Source organism: Dactylosporangium vinaceum (genome assembly GCF_019904175.1).
Taxonomy (GTDB): domain Bacteria; phylum Actinomycetota; class Actinomycetes; order Mycobacteriales; family Micromonosporaceae; genus Dactylosporangium; species Dactylosporangium vinaceum.
Genome location: NZ_CP061913.1, coordinates 11,594,975 through 11,611,988, shown reverse-complemented (window position 1 = coordinate 11,611,988; position 17,014 = coordinate 11,594,975). Strand labels below are relative to the sequence as shown.

At 66.8% G+C, this 17,014-nt stretch carries 16 protein-coding genes, 1 tRNA gene and 1 pseudogene; 7 read left to right on the top strand and 11 right to left on the bottom strand.

What is annotated here, in order from left to right:
* Positions 1-22 precede the first annotated feature (22 nt).
* Positions 23-259: a GntR family transcriptional regulator gene (locus tag Dvina_RS52330; protein ID WP_223106209.1), complete on the bottom strand. Its 237-nt coding sequence runs from the start codon at positions 257-259 to the stop codon at positions 23-25.
* A 651-nt stretch (positions 260-910) separates the two neighbouring features.
* Between Dvina_RS52330 and Dvina_RS52325 the strand changes: the two genes are divergently transcribed.
* The gene (locus Dvina_RS52325; RefSeq protein ID WP_223099790.1) at positions 911-1,174 is read left to right on the top strand and encodes a hypothetical protein; all 264 of its coding nucleotides are present in this window, start codon (positions 911-913) and stop codon (positions 1,172-1,174) included.
* Between the two features lie 5 nt (positions 1,175-1,179).
* On the opposite strand, the gene Dvina_RS52320 is transcribed toward Dvina_RS52325, so the two are convergent.
* Together Dvina_RS52320 and Dvina_RS52310 are read right to left on the bottom strand one after the other, a co-directional pair.
* On the bottom strand, positions 1,180-1,872 hold the full coding sequence (locus Dvina_RS52320; protein ID WP_223099788.1) for an HAD family hydrolase: 693 nt from the start codon (positions 1,870-1,872) through the stop codon (positions 1,180-1,182).
* A pseudogene (locus Dvina_RS52310) lies at positions 1,869-2,457 on the bottom strand (GntR family transcriptional regulator); the annotation flags it as partial. The gene Dvina_RS52320 and the pseudogene Dvina_RS52310, both read right to left, overlap by 4 nt.
* A 297-nt stretch (positions 2,458-2,754) precedes the next feature.
* On the opposite strand from Dvina_RS52310, the gene Dvina_RS52305 reads away from it, so the two are divergent.
* Positions 2,755-4,872 (top strand): P-loop NTPase family protein, encoded by a 2,118-nt coding sequence (locus Dvina_RS52305; protein ID WP_223099782.1) that lies wholly within the window; start codon positions 2,755-2,757, stop codon positions 4,870-4,872.
* A 186-nt stretch (positions 4,873-5,058) separates the two neighbouring features.
* Here Dvina_RS52305 and Dvina_RS55595 read toward each other — a convergent pair whose 3' ends face one another.
* Entirely contained in the window at positions 5,059-5,490 is a 432-nt protein-coding gene (locus Dvina_RS55595; RefSeq protein ID WP_223099780.1) for a hypothetical protein, read from the bottom strand.
* Positions 5,491-5,547: 57 nt separating this feature from the next.
* On the opposite strand from Dvina_RS55595, the gene Dvina_RS55590 reads away from it, so the two are divergent.
* On the top strand, positions 5,548-6,237 hold the full coding sequence (locus tag Dvina_RS55590; RefSeq protein ID WP_343217112.1) for a tyrosine-type recombinase/integrase: 690 nt from the start codon (positions 5,548-5,550) through the stop codon (positions 6,235-6,237).
* A 249-nt stretch (positions 6,238-6,486) separates the two neighbouring features.
* Here Dvina_RS55590 and Dvina_RS52290 read toward each other — a convergent pair whose 3' ends face one another.
* On the bottom strand, positions 6,487-7,308 hold the full coding sequence (locus Dvina_RS52290; protein WP_246655883.1) for a reverse transcriptase family protein: 822 nt from the start codon (positions 7,306-7,308) through the stop codon (positions 6,487-6,489).
* Positions 7,309-9,338: 2,030 nt separating this feature from the next.
* Positions 9,339-9,426 (bottom strand) — tRNA-Ser (locus Dvina_RS52285).
* Between the two features lie 453 nt (positions 9,427-9,879).
* On the opposite strand from Dvina_RS52285, the gene Dvina_RS52280 reads away from it, so the two are divergent.
* Both Dvina_RS52280 and Dvina_RS52275 read left to right on the top strand, forming a co-directional pair.
* The gene (locus Dvina_RS52280; RefSeq protein ID WP_223099776.1) at positions 9,880-10,311 is read left to right on the top strand and encodes a hypothetical protein; all 432 of its coding nucleotides are present in this window, start codon (positions 9,880-9,882) and stop codon (positions 10,309-10,311) included.
* A gap of 4 nt (positions 10,312-10,315) precedes the next feature.
* Positions 10,316-11,272 carry an NAD(P)H-quinone oxidoreductase gene (locus Dvina_RS52275; protein WP_223099774.1) on the top strand — a complete coding sequence of 319 codons (957 nt, stop codon included), beginning with the start codon at positions 10,316-10,318 and terminating at the stop codon, positions 11,270-11,272.
* Here Dvina_RS52275 and soxR read toward each other — a convergent pair.
* Both soxR and Dvina_RS52265 read right to left on the bottom strand, forming a co-directional pair.
* Complete coding sequence (soxR, locus tag Dvina_RS52270) at positions 11,259-11,651, bottom strand: redox-sensitive transcriptional activator SoxR (protein ID WP_246655882.1); 393 nt, start codon at positions 11,649-11,651, stop codon at positions 11,259-11,261. The genes Dvina_RS52275 and soxR overlap by 14 nt on opposite strands.
* Positions 11,652-11,680: 29 nt before the next feature.
* On the bottom strand, positions 11,681-12,388 hold the full coding sequence (locus tag Dvina_RS52265) for a glycosyltransferase family 2 protein (RefSeq protein ID WP_223099772.1): 708 nt from the start codon (positions 12,386-12,388) through the stop codon (positions 11,681-11,683).
* 102 nt (positions 12,389-12,490) lie between these two features.
* Here Dvina_RS52265 and Dvina_RS52260 point away from each other — a divergent pair, with 102 nt between their 5' ends.
* Positions 12,491-12,880 carry a PPOX class F420-dependent oxidoreductase gene (locus Dvina_RS52260; protein ID WP_223099770.1) on the top strand — a complete coding sequence of 130 codons (390 nt, stop codon included), beginning with the start codon at positions 12,491-12,493 and terminating at the stop codon, positions 12,878-12,880.
* Positions 12,881-13,019: 139 nt separating this feature from the next.
* Here Dvina_RS52260 and Dvina_RS52255 read toward each other — a convergent pair whose 3' ends face one another.
* The 3 genes from Dvina_RS52255 to Dvina_RS52245 form a co-directional block, all read right to left on the bottom strand.
* Positions 13,020-13,229, bottom strand: coding sequence for a BldC family transcriptional regulator (locus tag Dvina_RS52255; protein WP_223099768.1), 210 nt, complete (start codon positions 13,227-13,229; stop codon positions 13,020-13,022).
* 611 nt (positions 13,230-13,840) lie between these two features.
* Positions 13,841-14,746, bottom strand: coding sequence for an IS5 family transposase (locus Dvina_RS52250; protein WP_223099766.1), 906 nt, complete (start codon positions 14,744-14,746; stop codon positions 13,841-13,843).
* Positions 14,747-14,860: 114 nt separating this feature from the next.
* A complete protein-coding gene (locus tag Dvina_RS52245; RefSeq protein WP_223099764.1) occupies positions 14,861-15,700 on the bottom strand; it encodes a DUF8083 family protein in 840 nt (279 codons plus the stop codon).
* 174 nt (positions 15,701-15,874) lie between these two features.
* On the opposite strand from Dvina_RS52245, the gene Dvina_RS52240 reads away from it, so the two are divergent.
* On the top strand, positions 15,875-16,933 hold the full coding sequence (locus Dvina_RS52240; RefSeq protein ID WP_223099762.1) for a Glu/Leu/Phe/Val dehydrogenase dimerization domain-containing protein: 1,059 nt from the start codon (positions 15,875-15,877) through the stop codon (positions 16,931-16,933).
* Positions 16,934-17,014 lie beyond the last annotated feature (81 nt).

Below are 17,014 nucleotides of genomic sequence, written 5' to 3'. Positions count from 1 at the left end.
TCTTACCTGCATCATCAGAGCATTAGGGTGTCTGCTGGGAGACAAATGTCCCTCGCTGCGGGACGGTGAAGACTAGGCCGCGGTCGCGGAGGAGTTCGACGGCACGGCGAGCTGTGCCTCGCGCCACACCAAATTCCTGCTGAAGGGCTAATTCGCTCGGGATGGGCCGGTTGGGCTGTAGCTCGCCGGCCTCGATCCGCAGCTGGATGATGTCAGCGATCTGCACGTACACCGGCGTAGGACCATCCGGATCGACCATGCGGCCAACGTAAATGTGCAGGTACATTATCAGTCCTTCAGCTACGTCTCTGGACGTACAGAGACGTACAGTCCTACGCTTGGTCTGGGGCAGGGCAGCGGCGTCCAAGCCGTTGTCACCCACATCGTCATCAGCGCTTCGGACCTGAACAGGATGATCGAGTGGACAGGCAAGCATCGAGTGTTGATCTCGACTTGTGCTCGGCTGGCGCGTGGACCGAGCAGACCGGCAACGGCCTGGTCCTAGTCGTCACCGACCACGCGAGTCGTCTGTACCTGTCGAGCAGCCCTGGCGGCGCTTCCATGGACGCGATTCGCGGCGCGCTGAAGGTCGCCAGCGAAGCATCGTCCTACGCTCGCGAACTGGCACGTGCCGTCGCCTTACCCGTCGGGCTGGAAGTGGCGCGTCGGCACGTGGCGGCGCGTCCGGGTTGGTCCTGCACTGGGTGTGGTCGACCCTGGCCTTGTCCCTGGGGGCGTCGCCGGCTGGCCGCTGAGTTCGCCGCCGATCCCGCTGCATTGGCTCTGCTGCTAACGATCCGGCTTACGGAGGCATCGGCCGACCTCAGCGCGGGTGGCCTGCCGGCCTCTACGACCGGTTTCTCGGGTGGTCGCAGACCGTCCCGTTCCTACGTGCTGAGAAGAGGTAGACGTGAGTATCGACCAGGACATTGACCCGGAGCCTCAGCCGGAGTGCACCGTGCTGTACGACGACCGTTCCGGCTGCGGTGTGAACGTCGAGTACGTCCAGCACGGTCGGGTGCCGTTCGTGGCGTTGAGCTTCGTGACGCAGTTCGGTGAGAGCGGTGTGCATGACCTGACCCTGGGGCAGGTCGACCAGCTGCGCGCCGCGCTCGACGCGGTAGGTAGGGCTGCTCGTGCTGTCGCTGTGGTGCAGCAACAGCCGGCGGCGTAGGTCGGTCAGCCGGCGAGGGACATCAGCGCCGAGGCGATCTCGCCCATGCTGGTCACCACCACGTCGGCGGACGCATCGGTGAAGCGCTGGACCTTCGGCGGCTTGTTGGCGTAGGCGATCACCGGCACGCCGGCCGCCTGGGCGCCCTCGATGTCGAACAGCGAATCCCCGATCAGCACGGACGCCGCCGGTTCAACCTCAAGCGCGGTCGCCGCGCGCCACAACGGCTCAGGGTTCGGCTTCATCCGCTCCGGCTGCGCGTAGGCGCGCCCAGAGATGTTCGCGATGTGCCCGGCGAGGCGGTGGGCCTTGAGGTACGCCTCGATGGCGCCGGCCGAGTTGTTGCTGACGATCGCTACCGGCCGCCCGGACTCGCGGGCGGCCACGATGACCTCGCGCCCGTACGGCTCGGGTATGGCGGATTCCGCGGCGAGCAGCTCGGCGCGGCACAGCGCGTCCTCGACCTCGCGCAGCAGCTCGGGCTGGCCGAGCGTCGCCGACCACCGCAGCACCTCCATCGGGTCCGTCTCGGACCGGATGTCGTCGGTCAGGTCGACGTCGCGCGCTTCCAGGAGGTTGAGCAGCTCGGCTGCGACGAGCGGCGCCGGGTGGCCACCGAAGATGCTGCAGACCGGCCCGTCGAAGTCGAGCAGGATGGCGCGGCTGCGCGCGAGCAGCGTCCGCAGGTCGTCGCTCATCCCTGGTACTCCCTCGTCACGCTGTTCCACACCGAGTCGAACCACTCCTTCGCGGCCCACACGAACTGCGTCCCGTGCGAGGCGTCCTCGTCGCTGACCTGGTAGTTGAACAGCGGCACGTCCTTGCCCATCAGGTCATAGATGGCCAGCGGCTCGCCCTTGAACGCCACCGTTCGTTCGGTGACCGGGGTAGAACCCGAAGAACACTTCGCTGTCGTTGATGATGTAGAGCTTTAACAGCGGCGAGGCCGAGTGCACCCGCGCCTGAACGGTCGCGGACTCGACCAGCCCCAGCTCGCCCAGCTCGTGGACCTGGTCGACGATGGCGTCGAGCGAACGGCTCGTGATCCGCTCCGCGCGCTCCCGCACCGTCGGATCGTCTGAGGCGGTGTCGGCGCCGGCTGGAATCGCCATCGGCACGCCCATGTCCGAGACCATGACGCGGATCGCGATGCGCTTGGACGCCAGCTGGCCGGCGCGTACCCGGTCGAGCACCTCGGCGAGCGCGCCCTGCAACGTCTCGCCGCTGAAGCCGGCGAAGTCGATGGACACCTCGTCGCGCTCGAACGCCGCCTCCAGGTGCGGCCCAGCGCATCGCCGCCGCGATCGCCCGCAGCCCGAAGGCCAGTGACGCCACGATCGCCGCACGCCTCGGCTTGAGCGAGGCCACCGTCAAGCGCCACCGTCGACAGCCTGTCGACAGCGTGTCGACGTCCACGGCCCCAACCCTCAAAGCCGCATGACCCCCGCCGGCCGCACCGCGAACCGTGCCCGACCAGCCATCCACGCCACCGCACACGACCTGTAGCTATGCCCGGAGCGCGGCCTGTCGGCCTAGGAACCTCGGCCGCGCTCCGGCCCCTCACATGGAGGAAGCTCATCATGCCCAGCCCCAACCCGGACCGCGCCCCGTTCGACTGGGAACGGCACGAACAAGACCTAGCCAACGTCGTCCAGCTCCACCAGGACGCCGACGCCGAGGACGGTCCTACCCTCGTCGATTCGCCCGAAGCCCAGCAGCCGACCACCCGCACGACCGCAGCCCGTCGAGGCGAACGCCGCCCGATCGTGCCGAGCTGGCTCCGTTCCCGCGCTGAGTTCGCGTACACCCTGCGGTGGGCGATCGGGTACTCCGCGCACGTCGCCGCCTATCACGCAGTACGACTCCCGAAATATGCCGGCAAGCTCGCTCTGCGCGCACCGAGCGGCCTGCTGAAGTCCCTCGGCGGCTACGTCCGTTGGCTGTTCGACCTCGAAGGCGAGGCCGTGCGGCAGGCGACCGTGCGGACGGAGGACGCCGAGGCGTACCTGAAGCTTTCCCGCCAGCGGGACCGCCGCGTGCGGTGGCGGGGCATGGTGACCCTGTCCCTGCTCGTCGCGCTCGTGGCCCTCGCGGGCCTGCTGGTCGTCGCTCCGCACTGGGCGCGCTGGTGCACGCTCGCGTTCGCCGTGCTGGTCTGCGGCGCGGTCGGTGCGCCGGCCGATCGCCCGCTGCTCGACACGGCGGTGGTCGCGCCGCGGGTCGCCGCGCTTACCTCCGCCATCGTCATCCGCGCGCTGTCGGTGCTGTCCGTGGCGGGCATCTCCCAGGCGCTCGCCCGTGACTCGAAGGCCATCGGCTTCCCCGCGCCGATCACCCGGGATGGCCCCGGATGGCGCGCCGATGTCGACCTCCCGCCCGGCGTGACCGTGGGGGAAGTGATGGACCGGCGGGACAAGCTCGCGTCCGGCCTCGGCCGCCCGCTCGGCTGTGTCTGGCCGGAGGGCAACGCCGACGTCAGCCCGTCGCGACTTGTCCTGTGGGTTGGCGATGAGCCGATGGCCGCCGCACGTCAGCAAGCTTGGCCGCTGCTCAAAGCATCCACGGTGGACATGGCGAAGCCGTTCCCGTTCGGCACGGATCCGCGTGGCCGGGTGGTCTACATGGAACTGCCGTACACCAACCTCCTGATCGGCTCGATTCCCGGCTACGGCGAGACCGCCGCCATCCAGCTCCCGATGCTGGTCGCCGCGCTCGACCCGTACGCCGAGCTGTGGGGCTATGAGTTCAAGGGCACCGGCGGCCTGGACCCCCTGATGAAGGTGTGCAGCCGGTACGCCTCGGGCGCCGACGACGACACCGCCGAGGCCGGCCTCATCGCCCTGCGCGAGCTGCGTACCGAGTGCCAGAAGCGCGCGGCCATCATCAAGAACCTGCCCAAGGACGTGTGCCCCGACAATAAGGTCACGCCCGAGCTCGCGCGGCGCATCAAGGGCCTGCACTGGCTCGTCGCCGGATTCGACGAGTGCCAGGAGCTGTTCGCCCACCCCGAGTTCGGCAAAGAAGCCGGCGAGCTGGCCGAGAAGATCATCAAGCTGGGCCGCGCCCTGGGCGTGATCCTGCTACTCGCCACTCAGCGCCCTGATGCCAAGAGCCTGCCGACCGGCGTCTCCGCGAACGTGGGCACCCGCTACTGCCTGCGCGTGATGGGCCAGCTTGAGAACGACATGGTGCTGGGCACGTCCAGCTACCGCAACGGCATCCGAGCAACGATGTTCGCCAAGAAGGACAAAGGCGTCGGCTACCTGGTCGGCGCGGCCGACGAGGCACAAATCGTACGGACCTTCTACCTCGACGGTCCGACGGTCGAGAAGGTCTGCGCCCGGGCGTACGCGGTTCGCGAGACTGCCGGCACGCTGACCACCCGACAGCCCGCCGATCCGGCCGGCCGCCGCGAAACGCTGCTGGAAGACGCCTTGAGCGTTATCCGCACCGACGAGGCCAAGGTCTGGATGGAGACCCTCATCGAGCGCCTGGCCGCGCTGCGACCGGAGGTGTACGGCGACCTGACCCGCGATCAGCTCGGCGCGGCCTTGAAGCCGTACGGCATCGCCACCGGCCAGGTCTGGGGCACCGACCCGACGACCGGCAAGGGCGCCAACCGGCGCGGTATCGACCGCGCCGCGCTCGCTGAGGCGATAGCCGACCGTAACCGCCGCCGAGGCGATTCGGCCGCGTGAACGCTGCTAGGTCTAGCAGCCCGCGCTGCTAGACCTAGCACCCCCGCTAGCACCCGAACCAACCCCTGATCAGCGCGCTAGTACCTAGCAGCGCCGACCCCGTGCACCCTCAAACCGCCCGCAGGAGGCGTTTCGTGGACACCCTCGCCCCGCTAGCCCCGTGTTCCGCACATGAGTGTGGGTGGGTCAGGTCAGTTGGAGTGGGTCGATGTTGAGGAGGTCGAGGATTCGGGTTTGTAGTGGTCCGGGTTGTGGGATCACTGGCGGGTCGTTGCCGTGGCCGGGGATGAGCCGGAGTCGGTCGAGGGCTTCGAAGATGAGCCGGCCGGTGGGTTTGGCGGGTCGGCCGACGTAGAGGCCGTCGAGTTTGTCGGCGGGGGCGATGGCGTTGGCGCGCGAGTTGCGAGCGTGCTCGTGGTTCGACCACGCCATTGAGTTCGTGGACATGAAGTGGCCGCGGGCGGCGGCCACGCAGCGTAAGTCGATCGCCGAAAGTTTGTCGACGGTGACGCTGGCGCTGCTCTCAACCGATCGTGGTGCACCGACAGACTCCGCGATCCGGCGGACCTTGTACGCGTGGGCGTTCAACAAGGCCCAGCGAGAGGTTGGCCCGCCCACGGAGGAGCACCTCCGCGCGATCGAGTGGCTAAGGAAAAGCACAGTTAAGCTCACGCGTTGACCGATGCCGCGTTGGTTCGGAAGGTGCTCGACCAGTTAGCGTTGAAGACGGACGGCAAGGCAGCGGCGCCGAACACGGTCGCTCGAAAGCGTGCGGTCTTCTACGGCGCGCTGCGATATGCGGTCGAACTGAGGCGGCTCGATGCCCACCCGATGGACTTCGTGCAGTGGTCGGCCCCGAAGAACGACGAGGAGGTAGACCGCCGTGTTGTCGTGAATCCTGCGCAGGCTCGGCTGCTGCTTGAAGCGGTGCAGCAGAAAGACCCACGGCTAACCGCGTTCTTCGGCTGTATGTACTTCGCTGCCCTCCGGCCCGCAGAAGTGCTGCACCTGCGCTTGGACGACTGCAAACTCCCGGAGACCGGCTGGGGATCGCTCCACCTAACAGGGTCAACGCAACGCGCCGGACAGGAGTGGAGCGACAGCGGCGCGGTTATGGAGGACCGGGCGCTGAAGCATCGCCCCGCCAACGCGACTCGCATAGTCCCGGCGGCTCCGGAGTTGGTGCGGCTGCTCCAGCAGCATATCGACGTATATGGAGCAGGCCCCGATGGACGGCTGTTCGTTCGCCGCTACTACCAGTACGGGCCGGTGTCTAAGGAGACCTACAACCGGGTGTGGCGGCAGGCACGCGCGACGGCACTCACCGAATCGCAACAGCGTTCGCCCCTAGCGAGGGTGCCGTAATTGCTCAGGCATGCCGCGGTATCGCTGTGGCTCAACGCTGGCGTGCCCGCGACTCAAGTCGCAGAATGGGCTGGTCATAGCGTAAATGTGCTGCTGAAGGTTTACGCTCGCGGCATAGACGGACAAGATGAAGCCGCGAGGCATCGTATTGAAGCAGCGCTTCAGCGCCCATACGTCAACGACCTGCGAGATTCCATCTAGACCGTTGCCGAAGCAGGTTAGAAAGACGAGAAGTGAGAAACTCCGGCGTCAGCGGAGATCGTCCAGCTCGTGAATTATTCTGATTCCTGCGATTTCGCCGGCGTAGTAACTCGGCGGAGTGTAAGATTCCGGAAGTATCTCGCGAAAGGCGCGAAACAAGGGGAAGCCGACGTCGGGTTCAACTGACGCGACGTAGCAAGACCACCCCAAAAGGCGTTGAGGTATCATTCCGGCTTCCAGGCCGCCAAACTCTGTCATGTAAGTCTCGTAGCCAAATCTCGAGATTACGTGCAGAATCCAACGCATTCGACGCTTTGTCTTGCGGGGAATGCGCGGGCGATCCGGCGCTCCAACGTACAGTCCCGTCACGTACTGCGGGCCGCCGCGGCGCATGAACGCAGTTTTTCTAGTATTGACTCTCCAGCCCAAGTCCTCAAGAATCCGCGTAATATCACTGAGGTGCCTATCTTCCACCTCGCCGGAGAATGAAAGGTCATCAACGTAGCGCGTTAATCCTAAACCTTCTGCCCTGGCGTAATCTAGCAGTGCGTAATCAGTAGCGCGAAAAACCAGATTTGATAAAAAGGGCGAAGTGCTGACCCCAACAGGAAGTTTGTCGGAGATGGTTACGACCCTGACGCACAGCTCGGCCGCTTTTTCGTCGTAGACCCGTTCGAGGAAAGCAGCTTTGAGGCGCGTGGAATCAATGGATGGAAAGAAGCTCTTCAGGTCCACTCGTAAAACGCACGTTCTGCCAAGGTGTTCTGAGGCGTTACTGATCGTTGAACGGCCTTTAACGAAACCGTGTACATGTTCGGGTGGTCGGTAACGGAATACGTCGAGAAAGCTCCGATGCAAGTTCTTTGTCACAACGTCGAGGGTCTTTCGTGGTGAGACGACCTCTCGAAATCCGCCGCGCTTCTTCGGAAAAGTCAGGCGGCTGTAGAGAGTTCCGGCACCCGACGGAAGGGACTCGGCAAGCTCTTCGAGCGTTTGAGTAGATACTCCGGCATGCTGCGCGAGATCCTCAACCGAGAATATAGCCACTCAGTTCGCCGCCTTCAAGACTAGGGAGCAGGGCCGCACTCCTGTGCTAGAGCTATTAGGCAACGCGCGCGGACTCGCGCACAAAGTTGACCGCAGCCCTGCTCCGCGTAGAAGGTACCACATCTCAGTGAAGAAGCGTCTTTCGATCGGATATGCGTCCCTCTTCCAGGGAGTACAAGACTGACAAAAATGGTTCTACTTCTCGGAAGGCGCGGTACGGGCGATCCGCTGGATCTGTGCTACAACCGGACTGGAGCCACCCGCTGATGTCCCGTGCGATGTAGTCGGCCATCGCCATTGACATTACGTCGAGCCTAACGCTGGCGGCGATGTCGAGCCGCGGTAGATCGGCGTGGCGTCCAAGTTTCATACGCGCTCGGCGGACAGCGCTATTTGAGAGCGCCTCTATGGGGAGGTCACGGTTCTCGCTGCTGGTCTCAATCCGGCACCGAAGCTCGGGCCTCGTCTTGTGTCTAAGCACGAGATCTCCGAGCATGCCCGTGTACATAAAATTGAGCATCTGCGTATCTGTTGCGCCACCGCGTGGGCTCATCCTGCTGGTTACGTAAGCATAAGCTCTAAAAGTGAACTCGTGCATCAACTCTCGGAATGGCCCCGACACTTCATCGGGATCGGTTAGGGCATTAAATCCGTACCGGCGAAAGTGATCGAAACTGGAAAGGCCTTTGAGGCTTCGTCGAGCGGAAAGACGGCGGAACAAATCTTGGATACGTCGCTCTATCTCGGCTCCGTCGCCGACTAGCTCGACCGCTGACACAATCAGTGGCTGCGTTGGCTCATTCTGCCCGGAATCAGTCATGAGCAGATCCACGCACGGCCCTCCTGCAGTGCGGGCCGGCGTTGAGGGCGATGAACTTGGCGCTTTCGTAGTCGAAACTATATTCGCCCCGGTAGAGTCATAGTCTACTTCTGTCGGACGAGACTGACGTACTTCGGCTCGACTTGATGCCGCAATCCATAGGTTATGGAAACGCTCAACCTCTTTGGATTCCGGCGGCCCGGACGGAACCTTCCTGGCAAGTTGTTCGACCAGTATTTCAACGAGACCCCAACTCGGTATTCGAGGTTGTGAGAACGCCTCGTGGATTCGACTACGACTCGCAACGCCCGCCCCGAGCATCCGTTCCATGTCCTTCAGGGACGGCAGGCCGGCGCGTTCGTGGAGTTCATGTAGCGCTTCGTTGAGGGCCCTGCCCTCGCCAGTCTGGCCAACAGGGCGTGCCAGGCGGGGCATGGATACCTCCTTGAAGCATGGGCGAAAGCCGGGCCTATAAGGGCCAGTGGTCCTATCTTGTCCGTCGCTGTCCGCTGACGTCTACCGTCGTCTGCTTCCGTCTGCCGCGCCGAACCGCCCTCCACTGTCGAGAGGTATGAACCTACGGATTGGAGCGCAGGAGTTGTTGTCGCACGCGGTGTCGTTGATCATGAATGGGATCGTGACCGAGCTCCCCGCCGCACTCATTGCCGCAGCACTACCAGTTGGTCTGCGCTGGTGCCTGAGGCTGCGTGATCGAACAGGCCGAAGCGGCGCGTCGACCAAACGAACCTTGTGGCGGCAGGTAGGCCATCGTCGCCGGCGCGGATGCGCGGTTCGCGCGGGCCGTTCGATGAGCGTCAAGAGTGGGACCGCAAGGAAGAGGTAGGCATGCACTCTGTCAGTGGTTCTTGTAGGTGAGGTCCGGTTTCAGATGCGCGGTCCCATGCACAGCTCATGCACAACCAGTGAGAAGCAGTGGGTTTCAATGGGATCAAGAGAGACCCGCGACCGGTAGACAAGGCGCCCGCTAAGCCAGCGTTCCTGCTGCTCAGCGGGCGCTCTTGCTGTCTGGGAGCGGAGGGCGTGGGATTCGAACCCACGGAGACGCGGAACGCCTCACCGGTTTTCAAGACCGGCGCCATCGGCCACTAGGCGAGCCCTCCCGGCGGAACGACGCTAAGTGTGCCAGATCGGCGCTCGCCGTGCGGTGTCACCCACGTGAGGGACGTCGTTCGGGGGAACGCGGGGTGGTGAACCCGCAAGCGGTGCGGCGCAAATGGGCGCCTGAAGGGGGTGAGCTGCGCAGACTCGAGGTACGGCACACCGCTGACGGGGGGAACGGGACTGTGCACCTCTTCTTCAACGATCCTCGGGCCGGGTGCGTCACTCGGCATCGGAGGATTGTGCGGCCCTCGTTGGCTGCGCTCCTGGCCGGTGGCGTCGGAGTGGCGGCTATCGGGGTCATCGTGGGGTCGGCCGGGTTCGACCCCAGTCGGGTTCGGCCCGAGCGGGCCAGGGAGCCGGACGGTGGGTTTGCGATGCCTGTCGCGGCGGGTGGTGGGCCGAGTGCGGCTGCTGGTGGGCCGCTCGGGATGAGTACCGTGCCGGCTGCGCCGGTGCCGATTCTCGATCTCGGGAGTGTGCCGGTGGTGGCGCCGTCGCCGGGGCCGCGCAACGAGGTGCAGCAGCAGACCGGGCGGCGGGCGGTGGTGACGGTTGAGAGCAGCACCGGTGGTCCGCGGCATGCGGTGCCCACGACCGCGGCGGCCGCGGTGGCTGAGTTGCCGGCCATCGAGGCGCCGCCGGTGACCGAGGAGCCCACGGAGGAGCCGGTCGAGGCGCCGACCCAGCCGACCGGCCGGCACCGCCACGACCAGGTGCAGGACCAGAGCGACAGGGACCGCAGCGATCAGGCCCGGGGCGACCAGGCCGGGGGCGATCAGGATCAGATCGACCAGGACCAGGGGCGGAACTGGCAGCGGGATGCGCACAGCGATTGGTGGGGTGACGGCCACCAGTGGCGGCCGTGGTGGGAGCGGCAAGAATGAAGGTGTGCATGCGATCACGATTGAACGACCCGGTGGGCCCGAAGTGCTGCGCTGGACGGAAGTGGCCGATCCGGCTCCGGGAGACGGCGAGGTCCTGATCGAGGTGGCGGCGGCCGGGGTCAATCGGGCCGATGCGCTGCAGCGGCAGGGGAACTATCCGCCGCCGAAGGACGCGCCGCCCTACCCGGGGCTGGAGGTCTCCGGGCGGGTCCGGGAGCTGGGCCCGGGAGTGCACGGGTGGCACGTCGGGCAGGAAGTGTGCGCGCTGCTCGGCGGGGGTGGCTACGCGGAGCTCGTCGTCGCGCCCGCCACCCAGGTGCTGCCGGTGCCGCAGAAGGTTGATTTGGTCGACGCGGCGGGGCTGCCCGAGGCGGCGGCGACGGTGTTCTCGAACCTCGTCGACCTGGCCCGGCTCAAGCCCGGCGAGACGCTGCTGGTGCACGGGGGCGGGAGCGGGATCGGCACATTCGCGGTACAGCTGGGCAAGGCTCTTGGCGCTGAGGTCGTCGTGACGGCGCGGGCGGCCAAGCACGAGCGGCTCCTGGAGCTGGGGGCCGATCGGGCCATCGACTACACGTCGGTGGACTTTGCCAAGGAGGTGCAGGCCGACGTCGTGCTCGACATCATGGGCGGCCCCTACCTCAAACGGAACGTCGACGTCCTGAAGGTCGGCGGGCGCCTGGTGGTGATCGGGCTGCAGGGCGGTCGGCGCGGCGAGCTCGACATGGGCCAGCTCCTGACCAAGCGCGCCCTGGTCGCCGGCACCACGCTGCGGGGCCGGTCGGCGGCTGAGAAGGCGGCCATCGTGCGGGGCGTCCGGGAAGAGGTCTGGCCGCTGCTCGACGAGGGCATGATCCGCCCCGTGATCGACTCCCGGATCCCTATCACCGAGGCGGCCGAGGCGCACCGGCTGCTCGAATCCAACGAGCACTTCGGCAAGGTGCTGCTTACTGTCGGGTGAGGATGACCGGCCCCGAGCCCTTGCCGGCCAGGCGGTCGTCGGTGTTCGCCAGGCTGCAGCTCTTCAGCGACAGGCAGCCGCACCCGATGCAGCCGGTGAGCGTCTCACGCAGGCGCTCCAGGAGCTTGATCTGCTCGTCCAGGTGCGAGCGCCAGCCGGCGGAGAGCCGGGCCCAGTCCGCCTTGGTCGGGGTCCGGTTGGCCGGCAGGGAGGCGAGGGCCTCTTTGATCGTCTCCAGCGGCACGCCGACCTGCGCGGAGATCCGGATGAAGGCGACCCGGCGCAGCTGGGTGCGCTCGTAGCGGCGCTGGTTGCCGCCGGTCCGGGTGGCCTGGATGAGCCCGAGTTTCTCGTAGAACCGCAGCGCGGACGGGGCCACGCCGCTGCGCGCGGAGAGCTCGCCGATGGTCAGGAGGTCTCGATGCTGCGGGAGGGCTTGCGCATGCGTTCGCGGGACAGGATCCACAGCGCCTCGACCCCGTCCTTCCACGTGATCTTCTTGCCCTCTTCGCGGGTGCGGGCCCGGTAGCTGATCGGCACCTCGTAGGGGCGGTGCCGGTTGCGCAGCAGCTTCCCGGTCACCTCGGCCTCCATGCCGAAGCCGGCCGAGCGCACCTGCAGCGAGCGGTACAGCTCGACGGGCATCAGCTTGAAGCAGGTCTCGAGGTCGCCGAGGTAGCAGTTGTAGAGCATGTTCGCGGCGGTGGTGACGGCCTTGTTGCCCATCACGTACCAGAACGAGAAGGAGCTGTGCGAGCCGAAGGTCCGGTTGCCGTAGACGACAGTGGCCCGGCCGTCGAGCACCGGCTCGAGCAGCTTCGGGATGTCCTGCGGGTCGTACTCGAGGTCGGCGTCCAGGATGACCATGTAGTCGCCCGTCGCGTTGTCGACGGCCGTCTTGATCGCGGCACCCTTGCCCTTGTTGCGCGGGTGGACCACAACGTTGAGCCGCTCGTCGTGCAGCCCGCGGAGGATCTCGGCCGTGCGATCGCGGCTGCCGTCGTCGACGATCACCAACTCGATCTCGGTCGGGTAGTTCACGTCGAGCGCCTGTTTCACGGCGTCGGCCACACGAGCTTCCTCGTTGTAGACCGGCATCAGGATCGACAGCTTCATCAGGGATCTCCGGGGCATTTTGACTGGACCATCAGACTAGCGGCCCGTCACCCGGGGGTGTGAACCTCCCGCTGCCGAGCAGCCGCTCGTACGGTGTGTCGTATGACGAACACTCCCGCAACGGTGGAGCGGTTGAGCGAAGAACAGTATCTCCTGGTGACGACGTTCCGCCGGGACGGTACCCCAGTACCGACACCCGTGTGGGCGGCGCGCGACGGCGAGGCGCTCGTGGTCTGGACGGTCGGCGCTTCTGGCAAGGTCAAACGCATTCGCAACAACGGCCGCGTGACTGTCGCGCCATGTACGGTTCGCGGCAAGCCGACGGGGGAGGAGCATCCGGCCCACGCGGAGGTGCTCGACCCGGCCGGCGGGCGGCGGGTGCGCGATCTGATCAAGCGGAAGTACGGCCTGCAGGGCCGGCTGTTTGTGTGGGCCAGCATCATCCGGCGGGGCCAGGACGCCACCGTCGGCGTCCGGATCACGCTGGACTGACCTGCCCGGCGCAAGCCGAAGTCCCTCGTACAGGCGGAAAAGCAACGCGCTCGGATCACCGGGGGGTGACGATCCGAGCGCGTTGCGATAAGAAGTCGTGTCGTTTTGGCGCAGCGGGTTGGCGCGAGGTACTGTCTCGTCAGTCGCCCGTGCGCTGCGTGGGAATCTGGCCCTGGAGCAGGGCCCGCACCTCAGACTCCCGGTAGCGACGGTGGCCACCGAGCGTACGAATCGCGCTCAGCTTGCCCGCCTTCGCCCAACGGGTGACGGTTTTCGGGTCGACGCGGAACATCGACGCGACCTCAGCCGGCGTTAGCAACGGCTCAGGCTCATGCGTGCGAGATGGCATCGGTCACTCCTCCACAGGTACCCAGGAACGCCGGCCGGGGTCCCGCCGGTCGACGCGTTTCCTATGGTCCGGGTAGTCCCCGATGTCCGACATGGGCCGAACGGCTGAAGGTCCCTGTATGGACGGATGATGAATAAGTGAATTTTCCGACTTTGACACCGCAAAACCGGATAAATTCGGACTCATTTTGACGGAGGGTGAGCGACTCACCACGAATCTAGCTCACTCTCCGGGGTGATGGGTACCCCACAAAGTCTGTTCAAAAAGGCATAACGGACACGGCGGGGGTGCGATTCGGTTGCTGAGGGTGACACTCGATCGGGTAGGTGACGAACCGGGCATTTAACCCCATCGAAATCCGAGAACCTTTCACAACCAGCCGAAATGCCAAGATCAAAAAAGGCGCCAAGACAGGGGCGAAAGCGCCGGACTCGGGTCCGCGGCACTTGCGGTCCGCTCCTCCCGCGAGACACCGGTCGGCGCCGGGGCGCCTCCCTGCCAGGTCCGCGATCAAAACGGTCCGGACAAACAGCAGCGGCCCCCTGAAGGGGCCGCAAAGAAGCCGAGCCGGCCCTTGGCGGGCCGGCCACCGGGCGCGACTAGGGCCCGTTTCATAAGGTTGGTCGGAGCCACTCTCCGATGACGGCGATGGTCACGATGGCCTGGAAGCGTGTGGCGAGTTTTTCGTAGCGGGTGGCGACGGCACGGTGGCGTTTCAAGCGGTTGATGCCGCACTCGACGGCGTGGCGTTGGCGGTAGCGGACCGGGTCGAATGCGGGTGGACGCCCGCCCTTAGAGCCTTTGGCTTTGCGGTGGGCGTCCTGGTCGGCCTTGCTGGGGATGCAGGCGGAGATGCCGCGGGAATGCAGATGTGCTCGGTTGGCTCGTGAGGTGTAGGCCTTGTCGGCCAGGACAAGGTTTGGTCGGGTGCGGGGATGGCCGCCGCCGACGCGGGCGACGCGGATCTTGCGCAGGACCGGGATGAACTGCGGGCTGTCACCGCGTTGCCCGGCGGTGACGAGCAGCGCGAGGGGCTTCTGGCCCTGTTCGCAGGCCAGATGCGTCTTGGTGGTCAGGCCGCCGCGGGAACGGCCGAGGGCGTGGTCGGCGGGTTCGTCGTGGACGCCACCGGGTGGCTCTTTCTGCAGATGCCCGTCGCGGCGGGCACCGGCGGCGTGCTGGTGTGCGCGGCTGGTGGTGGAGTCGATGCTGACGTCCCAGTCGATACGGCCGGCCGCGTCAGCGCCGGCCTGGACGGCGGCGAGGACGGTGTCCCAGGTTCCGTCACGCTGCCAGCGGCGGAACAGTCCGTAGAGGGTCTGCCAGGGCGCGTACTCCGCCGGAACGTCACGCCACGGCGAGCCGACCCGGATGCGCCAGCGGATCCCGTTGATGAGCTGCCGTCTGTCCCATTTCGGCGGCCGACCCAGGACCGGCTGCGCAGGCAGCAGCGGTGCGAGCGCCGCCCACTGCGCATCGGTCAGGTCGTGCCGCCTCGTCACCGATAGGGTGGCCACGAGGTCTCCGGTATGAAGTTCTGCTTGGTCGCTGAACCATCTACCGGAGACCTCTTCAGTTATCGATCACCGCCACGCCGGAACCCCACCCGGCAGCACCTTATGAAACGGGCCCTAGTTGCAGCGCTCCAGCAGCTGCACGATCCGCCACCGCTCGACGAGCTTCTCGTAGACCTCGGTCGCCGCGTCGGCGTCGCCCCGGGCCACATTCGACAGCCCGGCCGACACCAGCCCGGGGGAGTCGTCCTCCGCAAGCGCGTCGTCAGGCATGAGGTTCACGAGGCCGCCGTAGTCCAGCTCGACGATCGACCGCGAGTGGAACTCCTCCAGCCACCGGGCCGTCTCCTCGACCGCCACCGTGATCGGCGCGTCCCCCATGGCCCGCCGCAGCACGGCGTAGGCCCGATGTGCACGCCGGCGCGCCTTGGAGATCTCCGTGCGATACCGCAGCACCCGGCGCCCGGGCCGCAGCGACAGTTCGCGCTCCTCCAGGTCCACGAACACGAACCAGCGCAGCGGCACGCCCCACGTCGCGACCTGCTCGTGCACCCGCGGAAGGCCCCGCTCCAGGACGTGGTCCCCGCTGCGCCAGTCGTCGACGATGGTCTGCGCGAGACCGGCCAGCACCGGCGGCACGAACGCATCGGCGATGACGCTGGGAACCCCGTCACGGGCGGTCAGCGCCGCCTCGGCCACCCGGATGCGCAGGTTCCAGGGGCAGACGAGCAGCGTGTCGTCGGCCTCCAGGACGTAGGCGTCCTCGGGCAGCGCCGGCAGCCGGGTCCACCCCGCGCCGAGCGCCTCGAGCACGGCGGTGCGCTGGCGCCCGGGCCCGTCGGACAGCGCGACGGCGCGGCCCTCCTTGACGTAGCGACGCCAGTACAGCTGGTGGTCACGGTCGAAGGCAGCCAGCGGCTCGTACACCCGCAGGTATGACGCGAAGAGCGACGGCACGGCCCGATCGTCGCACGAAACGGCCGAACGGCGCGAAGGTGCCCTCGATCCAATCTCCATGTGTCGGCGTTAGGGTCGAGTCACCGCCCACAATCGCGGTACCGCACCACCGCACAACGTCGTGCCCGGCTCCGTCTCACGAGGACGGGCCGCCAACTCGCTCCGGGAGCGCCCATGAGTGTGTTCAGCAACAGCCACGAGCAGGTCGTCTTCTGCCACGACCGGCAGTCCGGCCTGCGGGCCATCATCGCCGTCTACTCCACGGCCCTCGGGCCGGCGCTGGGCGGGACCAGGTTCTACCCGTACGCCTCCGAGGACGAGGCGCTGCACGACGTGCTGGAGCTGTCGCGCGGCATGGCGTACAAGAACGCGCTGGCCGGACTGGACCTCGGCGGCGGCAAGGCGGTCATCTGGGGCGATCCGGACCGCGACAAGAGCGAGCCGCTGCTGCGCGCGTACGGCCGGTTCGTGCAGTCCCTGGGCGGGCGTTACTACACCGCATGCGACGTGGGCACGTACGTCCAGGACATGGACATCGTGGCGAAGGAGACCCGCTTCGTCACCGGCCGCTCCGAGTCCCACGGCGGCGCCGGCGACTCGTCGGTGCTGACCGCCTATGGCGTGTTCCAGGGCATGCGGGCCGCCGCCGAGCACCGCTGGGGCACCCCGACGCTCGCCGGGCGCCGGGTCGGCGTCGCGGGGCTGGGCAAGGTCGGCAAGCACCTGAGCAAGCACTTGCTCGACGACGGCGCCGCGGTTGTCGCCACCGACGTTTCCGCGCGGGCGCGGGAGTGGGCGCGCTCGACGTACCCCCAGATCGAGCTCGTGGACAGCAACGACGAGCTCATTGCGGCCCCGATCGACGTGTACGCCCCCTGCGCCCTCGGCGGCGCGCTGAACGACGACACCGTGCCGCTGCTCCAGGCCCGGATCATCGCCGGCGCGGCCAACAACCAGCTGGCCCACCCCGGCATCGAGAAGCTCCTGGCCGAGCGGGACGTCCTCTACGCGCCGGACTACGTGGTCAACTCCGGCGGGGTGATCCAGGTGGCCGACGAGATCGAGGGCTTCAACTTCGCCCGGGCGAAGGAGCGCGCGGGACGGATCTACGACACCACGAAGCAGATCCTCGACCTCGCCGCGGCCGACGGGGTGCCGCCGGCGCTGGCCGCCGATCGGCTCGCCGAACGGCGGATGGCCGAGGTCGGAAGGCTCCGTACCATCCTGGTGTAACCAGGTGCGTGGGGCTGAGCGTGGGGCAGTGCGTGGGCACCGCCCGGCAGTGACGACCCGTTGACCGCGGTGGTGCTTACC

Coding starts and splice junctions, on each gene's coding strand:
- Dvina_RS52330 (WP_223106209.1), bottom strand. CDS start 259: ATGGTCGATCCGGATGGTCCTACGCCGGTGTACGTGCAGATCGCTGAC.
- Dvina_RS52320 (WP_223099788.1), bottom strand. CDS start 1,872: ATGAGCGACGACCTGCGGACGCTGCTCGCGCGCAGCCGCGCCATCCTG.
- Dvina_RS52305 (WP_223099782.1), top strand. CDS start 2,755: ATGCCCAGCCCCAACCCGGACCGCGCCCCGTTCGACTGGGAACGGCAC.
- Dvina_RS52265 (WP_223099772.1), bottom strand. CDS start 12,388: ATGAAGCTGTCGATCCTGATGCCGGTCTACAACGAGGAAGCTCGTGTG.
- Dvina_RS52260 (WP_223099770.1), top strand. CDS start 12,491: ATGACGAACACTCCCGCAACGGTGGAGCGGTTGAGCGAAGAACAGTAT.
- Dvina_RS52255 (WP_223099768.1), bottom strand. CDS start 13,229: ATGCCATCTCGCACGCATGAGCCTGAGCCGTTGCTAACGCCGGCTGAG.
- Dvina_RS52240 (WP_223099762.1), top strand. CDS start 15,875: ATGAGTGTGTTCAGCAACAGCCACGAGCAGGTCGTCTTCTGCCACGAC.